This window comes from Rhodococcus sp. IEGM 1381, from assembly GCF_030056795.1.
In the GTDB taxonomy this organism is placed as follows: domain Bacteria; phylum Actinomycetota; class Actinomycetes; order Mycobacteriales; family Mycobacteriaceae; genus Rhodococcoides.
In genome coordinates, this window is the sequence record NZ_JASHKQ010000007.1 from 190,048 (window position 1) to 198,161 (window position 8,114).

Here is an 8,114-nt window from a genome sequence, read left to right on the forward strand (position 1 = left end):
TACGTACCTCACCGCCAACGACACGCTCGTTCCGGGCACCGATCAGCTCGCGGGCGCTCCGACGGTGACAGCATTCGCGTTCGCTCCGGTGCCGTACCGACCCGACGCACCGTCCAGCTGCTCCGCCAAAGCGAGAACGGTCGTGATCCGTCCGGCTTCACGGTCGACGTTGTCGACCGTGCTCAGTGAGGACGACAGAGCCGAATCGGCGCGTACGACAGCAATGGATTCGTTGCCCTCGGCGGCGGCGGACCGACCGGCCAACACAGCACCTGCACCGCGCGAATCGAGAGCACCGGCAAAGCGAGCGACGATTGCCCCGCGATTGCCGTCCTCGGCGTTCGAGGAACCGGAACCGGTGACGACGACGGCCAGCTGGGCGGGTGCGACGGCACCGTTGTCGTACGCGATGAACCCGCCGCTGCGGAGTGTTTCCAGAGCGAGCGAAAGCTCCTCCGGGGTGGACTGAGGTTGCGCCGTCTGCGCGTTGAGCAGCAGCACCGAACCCAGCAGATCACCAGCCAGGCTTCCCTGATCCACCGCGCCGGTGCGCAGTTGCACGCCGGCGGGAATGACGTTGGTCAATCTGGTGCGCAGATCGTCGCCGTTCGCCGCGGAGACGAACGCGTCGGTCAGCGACACTCGGCCGGTGACGGTGGCACCCGACGCTCCGATCGAGCGGGTGACTCCGTCGACGTCACCGGGATCTGCGTCGGGTGTGGTGATGACCACGACGGAACGATCGACCAAGGTGTCTCGCAGCACCCTGCCCGATACTGCGGCGTCGAACCCGTCGGCAGAGTTCAGCTGTTCGCCGAGCTGACTGTTGGTCGCCTGCAGATCGTCCACCTGGTTTTCGAGACCGGTCTTGTCGTCTCGAAGGCCCGAGACCAGTCCGCTGGAAAGCAGACCTGAACCGAGCACGATGCCGATGGCCAATGCGACGAACACGGCCGCCAGTGAAATGGCATGTTGGCGAAGCGAAATCACGGAAGCAACCCCTGGAACCACATAGCGAACCGGTTCCACAGGTCGATCGCCCAGTCCAACGATTCGCCACCGATGTTGGATACTGCCAACGCCACGATGACGGCAACGAGGGCCGCAAGAATCAGCAGGGCAATCGCACCACCGGAAACCCGGCTTCGGTACAGAGTGGCCACAGCTTTGGCGTCGACCAGCTTGGCCCCGACCTTCAGACGCGTCATGAACGCGGCCGGGTTGGTGTTGCGACGACCACGATCGAAGAACTCGTCGAGGCTGGCCGGGCTACCGACCGACACGATCAGCGAGGCCCCGTGATGATCGGCCAGCAGCAGAGCGAGGTCTGCAGCAGCACCGCTCGCGGGGAAGGTCATGGCACCGATTCCGAGATCCTGAATACGTTCCAGCCCTTGCGCGTGACCGTCCGAATCGGCCGGAAGTACCACCTCTGCACCACATTTGAGCGTCTGAGCGGTGACGTCCTCGGGGTCGCCGACGATGAGATCGGGCCGGTGCCCCGCCTTCATCGCGGTGTCGGCACCCGCGCCGACGCCGATGATGACGGGCGAGTACTCCTTGATGAACGGCTTGAGGTTCTTCAGATCCTCGGCATGGCCGGGTCCGTCGGCGACGATCACGACGTGACGGCCCTTGAGATCGATGTCGATATCCGGCACGCCGACACCGTCGATCAGCAGCGGGCTTTCGGTGCGGATGAACTCGATCGTGTTGCCCGAGAACGCTTCCAGGTGATCGACCAGTCCGGTCTTGGCCTCGATCATCTTGTCGGATATCTCGGCTTCGCTTTGCTCGTCGCCTTTGGCGAGACGCCGATCGCCGGTGTAGACACCGCCGTCGTTGAGGCGGATCTTGGTGCCGTCCTTGATCTTCTTGAAGATCTCGTTGCCGGCCGAGTCGATCAAGGTGATGCCGTTGGCCACGATGACCTCGGGACCCAAATTGGGGTAACGCCCGGAGATCGACGGCGACGCGTTGACGACCGCGAGCACCCCCGCCTCGACGAGCGCATCTGCGGTCAGACGATCCAGGTCCAGCTCGTCCAGGACGACGATGTCGCCGGGCCCGACTCGTTTGAGCAGCTTGGCCGTGTTGCGATCGACTCGCGCGATCCCAGTGATTCCAGGCAGCGAATCCTGACTACGTGACAGCAGAGCCGGCATCTTCATGTGGACCATGATGACCCGATCGACACGCCCGACGATGGAGGCGCGCCGAAACAACTACCACACTGATCACACCAGCACCAAAAGTTACAGGGCGGCTCGATCGGCGTTTGCAGTGGCCAGCAGCTCCTCGGCGTGCGCGCGACCGGTTTCCGTGTCGTCCAGACCCGCGAGCATTCGGGCGAGCTCGACGACCCGCTCCGACGACGACAGCGTCCGAACGCCGCTGTTCGCCGCGCCCTTCTTCGCATCGGTCTTGTCGACCACCAGATGCGTGTCGGCGAACGCCGCGACCTGAGGCAAGTGAGTGACGACGATGACCTGATGGGTGCGAGCCAAACGGCCGAGACGACGCCCGACCTCGACAGCAGCGCGACCACCCACACCGGCGTCGACCTCGTCGAACACCATCGTCGCGCCCTTGTCCGAGCCCGCCAGCACCACCTCGAGCGCCAACATCACCCGCGAGAGCTCACCGCCCGACGCACTCTTGCTGATCGGCAGAGCCTGGGCACCGTCGTGTGCGGACAGGCGAAACTCGACCTCGTCGACGCCGTTGCTGCCGGCATGCAGTTCGGCACCGTCGACGACAATCGGGGCAGTGTCCGACGGCCCGGCGGGCAAAGCTCGAACATCGATCTGCAGCTTGGCTTTTCCCATCGCCAACCCGGCCAGCTCGACACTGACCGCCTTCGAGAGTTTCACTGCCGCTTTGGCGCGGGCCGCACTGAGCTTCGATGCCGCCGCCGCGACGTCGACCGCAGCCGCGTCGACCTTCGCACTCAATTCGGCCAAGGCGTCGGCCGAGGTGTCGATGTGCGAGAGGCGCTCGCGGGCATCCTCCGCCCAGGCGATGACACCGTCGACGTCGGCGGCGTACTTGCGCGTCAACGACTTCAGCTCGGCCTGGCGGTTCAGGATCGCGTCGAGCGCATTCGGATCGGACGGCAGATCCGTCAGGTACGAGGTCAGATCGGCACCGATGTCGCCCACGATGGCCATCGCGTCGTTCAGACGCGGCAGCAGTTCCGTCAGAGCAGCGTCGTCGGCATGCTCCAAGCGAGAACGAGCCTCGCCCAGCAGGTACAGCGCGGATGTCGTGTCCGACGCCTCCTCGGTGCTCCCGACAAGTGCCGCCGAGGCACCCTCTGCGGTCTCACGCAACGAATCGAGATCACCCAGCCGACGCACGTCCTCGGCCACGGAACGATCCTCCCCCGGCTCCGGTGCGAGAGAGTCGATCTCCTGCACACCGAACTGCAGACGGTCGGCTTCTTGAGCCAGCTCGCGGCTGCGTTCGGTTCGGTCGATCAACTCGTTGCGAGCTTCGAGCCACGTCTTGCGAGCTGTGCGGTACTTCGAGACCAGGGACGCCACCGCGTCGCCGGCAAATCTGTCCAGGGCAGCGAGTTGCTGATCGGGCCGCAGCAGACGCAGCTGGTCGTTCTGACCGTGCACCGTCAGCAGCGAGTCGGTGAAGTTCGACAGCACCGATGCGGGCACACTGCGCCCGCCGAGGTGTGCACGAGAGCGGCCATCGGCGTTGACGGTACGCACAGCGATGATCGAATTATCCTCGTCGCGTTGACCTCCCGAGGACTCGAGTACCTTGTCGACGTCGTCGATCACCTGCTCCGACGCGGTATCGGTACTGAAGCGCCCCTCGATCACAGCGCGCTGCGCGCCCAGCCGAACCCGGCCTGCGTCGGCGCGGGCACCCGACAACAGGTGCAGGCTCGTGACCACCATGGTCTTGCCGGCGCCGGTTTCACCGGTGAGGACGGTCAGCCCCTCGTGAAACTGTGCGCTGGCACCGGAAATGACTCCGAGGCTGTCGATCCGAATCTCTTCGAGCATCCCTACCTCGCTCTCCCCCGCCACCCGGTTACGGGCAGTTCGAATTTCTTGACCATGCGGTCGGCGAACGGTGCCGAATCGAGTCGGACCCATTTTATCGGTGACGCGCCCCGCACCACCTCGACGCGAGCACCGGCCGGAAGGCTCAGCGTGCGCCTGCCGTCGCAGAATACGAATCCCGCGTGGCCGCCCGCATCGATCTCGACCGCGACGATCGACTCGGGACTGGTGACGAGCGGTCGCGCGAACAAAGCATGTGCATTGCTCGGAATGACCAGTATCGCTTCGAGTTCCGGCCAGACCACAGGTCCACCGGCAGAAAAGGCGTATGCCGTCGAGCCCGTCGGTGTGGAGACCAGGACTCCGTCGCAGCCGAATGCAGAAACCGGTCGACCGTCGACCTCGAGCACCACCTCGAGCACTCCGAGCCGGGACCCGTTCTCGATACTCGCCTCGTTCAGTGCCCATCCGCGATCGACCACCTGATCTCCGACGCGAACAGCGATGTCCAAGGTCATGCGCTGCTCGATGCGGTAATTTCCGGCGATCACGCGGGCCAGAGCATCTTCGAGATGGTCGGCCTCCGCCTCGGCGAGAAAGCCGACGTGGCCGAGGTTGATGCCGAGAACCGGAATGGAGGCTGCTTGCGCGAGTTCGGCTGCGCGGAGAAAGGTTCCGTCACCGCCCAGAACCAGGACCATCTCGCAGCCGACAGCCGCGTCGGGGCCGAATTCCACGACGTTGAGCTTCATGTCCGCCACGAACACGTGGTCGTGCTCCTCCGTATCGGAGGCTTCGATCTTCGATGGCTCGACCTCGTCCACCAGCACGCGCAGACAGATGCCTGCTTCGTCGAACACTTTGCCCACTCGGCGTGCAGTCTCGGCGATGTCCGGTCGGCCCGGATGGGCGACGAGAAGAATCTCTCGAGACGACTCCAGTTCCGGTGCTGCGTGGGACGGAGTCACTGTGGTCCTTCCTCGATCGCAAGCCGGACGAGTTCCGGAATGTCGGTACGCGGCAGACCCTCGCCTGCACCTGCCCTCAGCCACAAAAAGTACTCGACGTTGCCCGACGGTCCCGGCAGCGGGCTTGCCGCCACCGCGCGGACAGTCAGACCCAGGCCGACGGCCGCGTTCGCCACGTCCTCTACGGCCTCGGCTCGCAGCGCGGGATCTCGCACGACGCCACCGGCACCCACGCGATCCTTGCCGACCTCGAATTGCGGTTTGACCATCAGCACCATGTCGGTGCCCGGCTTCGAGCACTCGACGAAGGCCGGAAGGACGAGTTTCAACGAGATGAACGACAGGTCGGCGACGATCACGTCGACGCGTCCACCGATCATCTCGGCATCGATCGACCTGACGTTCGTGCGGTCGATGACGTGGACACGATCATCGGACTGCAGCCGCCACACCAGCTGGCCGTACCCGACGTCGACGGCAACCACCTCGCGTACTCCTCGACTGAGGAGAACATCGGTGAACCCACCGGTGGACGCGCCGGCATCGAGGCATCGAGCATGCTCGACGGTCAAGCCCAGGGGTTCGAATGCGTCGAGGGCCCCGAGCAGTTTGTGGGCACCGCGTGAGGCCCAACTGACTTCGTTGTCTTCTTCGGCCACCAACAGTGGCGTACCCGGCTCCACCGCGGTGGCAGGCTTGGAGGCCACAGTCCCTGCGATCTTCACCCGACCGGACTCGATCAGCTCCGAAGCGTGTTCGCGAGATCTCGCCAATCCGCGGCGAACCAGTTCCGCATCGACGCGTGCGCGACGAGCCACGTCAGGTCTTGTCGACGGTAGTCAGGGCGCGCACGAGCACCTCGTGAGCGCGGTCCAGCAGACTCGCATCGCGCGACAGGGCATCCGAATCCACAGCCGAGGGTTCTTCGTGGTCCGACGAGCCGATGGTGAGCTGATTCAGGAGCGAGGAGACCTCGGCTCGAACGGTGTCGGGATCGGCCGACGACTCATCGCCGGCGTTGGTCGGCCGGTGCTGTCCTGGTAACGGAATCGACGTGCTCATCGCCCCTCACGCTATCGGATCGATACGACGAACGCCCGATCGCCGCCGCTCCCCGTGCCCTGGGTCAACACCCGAGCAGCGACTGCAGATCGCCGAGGCGATTCCCCTCGAAGCGCACTTCCGTGAACTCGGAGCCCGACCACGCAACGTGCAGCACAGCGAGAGCACCCTCGAACGCATCCGGTGCTGTGTCGCCGTCGAATCGCACCGACAGAACACCGCCGTCGATGCCGACCGTCCAACCGTCCTTGCTGTCGACGCGAGACGCGGACTCGTCCTGGTTGAGCACCCCGAGGTCGGGGCCGATATGGGTGGGTCGCAGATGCTGGGGAGCACGAAGCAGCTCGGCGGCGGTACTCACACCGGTCAACACCAGGAGCGACGGCAGCTCGATTTCATTGGCTCCCGCGATGTCTGTATCAAGCCGGTCTCCGACGACCAACGCCGAACGCGCTCCGCTGCGCTCGATGGCGTCGTGCATGATCGGCGCCGCCGGTTTACCAGCCACGATCGGCTCGACGTCGGTGGCATTGCGAACCGCCGCGACCATCGAGCCGTTTCCCAGAACGAGTCCTCGCTCGGTCGGCAAGGTGGCGTCGATGTTCGTTGCTACCCAGAGAGCACCCGCACGAATAGCGAGGACTGCCTCGGCGAGCATCTTCCAGCCAGTGTCGACCGAGTGACCCTGCACTACTGCGACCGGGTCGTCATCGGCAGATCTGACCGGTTCGAGGCCGACCTTGGATATCTCGTTCGCCAACGCGTCGGTACCGACCACGAGCACGCGCGAACCGGCGTCCAACTTGCCCGCGAGAACACGCGCAGCTGCCTCGGAACTGGTGACGACGAACTCCGAAGAAGTGTCGAACCCGAGACTACGAAGGTGCTCGGCTACGTCCTGTGGCGCACGGCTGGCATTGTTCGTCACGAAGTACTGCTTCTCGGAACCACCCGAAAGCGCCTCTATCGCACCGGGAATGGGGTCCTTCCCGGCGTAGACGGTGCCGTCGAGATCGAGCAGCAGGACGTCGTGGGCGTCGCGCAGCAACGTCACCGACTGCCTCCGGACAGCTCCTCGACTCGTTCTTCCGCGTCTGTCTCACCATCGACATCAGCCGCAGCAGCGTTGAGGAACCACTTCACACCCTCGTCGACGCGACCGGCGGCAACCAACGCATCGGCATAGACGTAGAACAGGCGAGCCGCAGCGGTTCCCGAGCGAGATGCGTCGAGGTCCGGGGTCTGCAGGGTGACTACAGCCTGGTCGTACTGGTTGAGATCCATACGAGCACCAGCCACGACAATTCGGAGCTCCGACGCTTCCTCGCCGGTCAACTCACGAGCCTCGTCGCTGCGACCGAGTTCGATAGCGCGCTCGGGACGTCCGAGTCCACGTTCGCAATCGGCCATCACAGCGATGAGACCTGGCCCGCCGGCCATCCGCCGGGCAGCGCGGAGCTCGGACAGGGCTTCGGCCCACTCACCGGCGTGGTAAGCCGCGATGCCCGCGGTCTCGCGAACGACGGCGATACGACCTGCTCGCTGACGAGCAGCACGCGCGTGCAGCAGCGCCAACTGAGGGTCGTCGTCGAGCAGCCTGCTGGTCATCACGAGGTGACGGGCCACAGCAGTGGCATTGTTCTTGTCCAAGCTCAGCAGATCCCGGCGCACTGCAGGCTCGAGCTGGCCGGCTTCGACCTCGTCGGGCAAATCCGGCTCGTCGGGGCGCGGCGGTCGACGGTCGGACGATGCGCTGTTGCCGCTGCGATCGCCGGAGAACCCACCTTCACCGCCACGTCTGCGGGGAGGACCGTCCAAACGACGCGGCTCGGCGCGACGGTCCTGAGCGCGGGGGTTGCGGTCTCGGGACTCGCTCGGGCGGTTGCCACCGTCCCCTCGAGAGGGGCGACGATCGTTGTTGTCTTCCGACACGGGCGTCCTTTCGGATTTTGGATACAAAACGCAAAAAGGGGACCCACCAAGTGGGTCCCCTTCTTACAACGGGTGTTCGGCGGTGTCCTACTCTCCCACACCCTGTCGAGTGCAGTACCATCGGCGC

Annotated in this window: 8 protein-coding genes; all 8 read right to left on the bottom strand. The window is 65.0% G+C overall.

Translation table 11 applies throughout. The features are described 5' to 3' along the window. Positions 1 to 42: 42 nt before the first annotated feature. Positions 43 to 990 carry a copper transporter gene (locus QM797_RS17435; RefSeq protein WP_283276922.1) on the bottom strand — a complete coding sequence of 316 codons (948 nt, stop codon included), beginning with the start codon at positions 988 to 990 and terminating at the stop codon, positions 43 to 45. Beyond that, positions 987 to 2,171 (bottom strand): putative cytokinetic ring protein SteA, encoded by a 1,185-nt coding sequence (gene steA, locus QM797_RS17440; RefSeq protein WP_283276923.1) that lies wholly within the window; start codon positions 2,169 to 2,171, stop codon positions 987 to 989. Before steA ends, QM797_RS17435 begins: the two co-directional genes overlap by 4 nt. 84 nt (positions 2,172 to 2,255) lie before the next feature. Continuing rightward, positions 2,256 to 4,025, bottom strand: coding sequence for a DNA repair protein RecN (gene recN, locus QM797_RS17445; RefSeq protein ID WP_283276924.1), 1,770 nt, complete (start codon positions 4,023 to 4,025; stop codon positions 2,256 to 2,258). 2 nt (positions 4,026 to 4,027) lie between these two features. Further along, positions 4,028 to 4,993 carry an NAD kinase gene (locus tag QM797_RS17450; protein WP_057478168.1) on the bottom strand — a complete coding sequence of 322 codons (966 nt, stop codon included), beginning with the start codon at positions 4,991 to 4,993 and terminating at the stop codon, positions 4,028 to 4,030. After that, positions 4,990 to 5,811: a TlyA family RNA methyltransferase gene (locus QM797_RS17455; RefSeq protein WP_283276926.1), complete on the bottom strand. Its 822-nt coding sequence runs from the start codon at positions 5,809 to 5,811 to the stop codon at positions 4,990 to 4,992. The genes QM797_RS17450 and QM797_RS17455 overlap by 4 nt, the downstream gene beginning before the upstream one ends. Before the next feature lies 1 nt (position 5,812). Further along, a complete protein-coding gene (locus QM797_RS17460; protein ID WP_283276927.1) occupies positions 5,813 to 6,055 on the bottom strand; it encodes a hypothetical protein in 243 nt (80 codons plus the stop codon). A gap of 64 nt (positions 6,056 to 6,119) precedes the next feature. Further along, positions 6,120 to 7,109 carry an HAD-IIA family hydrolase gene (locus QM797_RS17465; protein ID WP_283276928.1) on the bottom strand — a complete coding sequence of 330 codons (990 nt, stop codon included), beginning with the start codon at positions 7,107 to 7,109 and terminating at the stop codon, positions 6,120 to 6,122. Continuing rightward, the gene (locus QM797_RS17470; RefSeq protein WP_283276929.1) at positions 7,106 to 7,987 is read right to left on the bottom strand and encodes a tetratricopeptide repeat protein; all 882 of its coding nucleotides are present in this window, start codon (positions 7,985 to 7,987) and stop codon (positions 7,106 to 7,108) included. The genes QM797_RS17465 and QM797_RS17470 overlap by 4 nt, the downstream gene beginning before the upstream one ends. Between the last annotated feature and the right edge of the window lie 127 nt (positions 7,988 to 8,114).

Bases quoted from the DNA above. Each gene is read 5' to 3' on its own strand.
- steA (WP_283276923.1), bottom strand. From the start codon at position 2,171: ATGAAGATGCCGGCTCTGCTGTCACGTAGTCAGGATTCGCTGCCTGGA.
- recN (WP_283276924.1), bottom strand. From the start codon at position 4,025: ATGCTCGAAGAGATTCGGATCGACAGCCTCGGAGTCATTTCCGGTGCC.
- QM797_RS17460 (WP_283276927.1), bottom strand. From the start codon at position 6,055: ATGAGCACGTCGATTCCGTTACCAGGACAGCACCGGCCGACCAACGCC.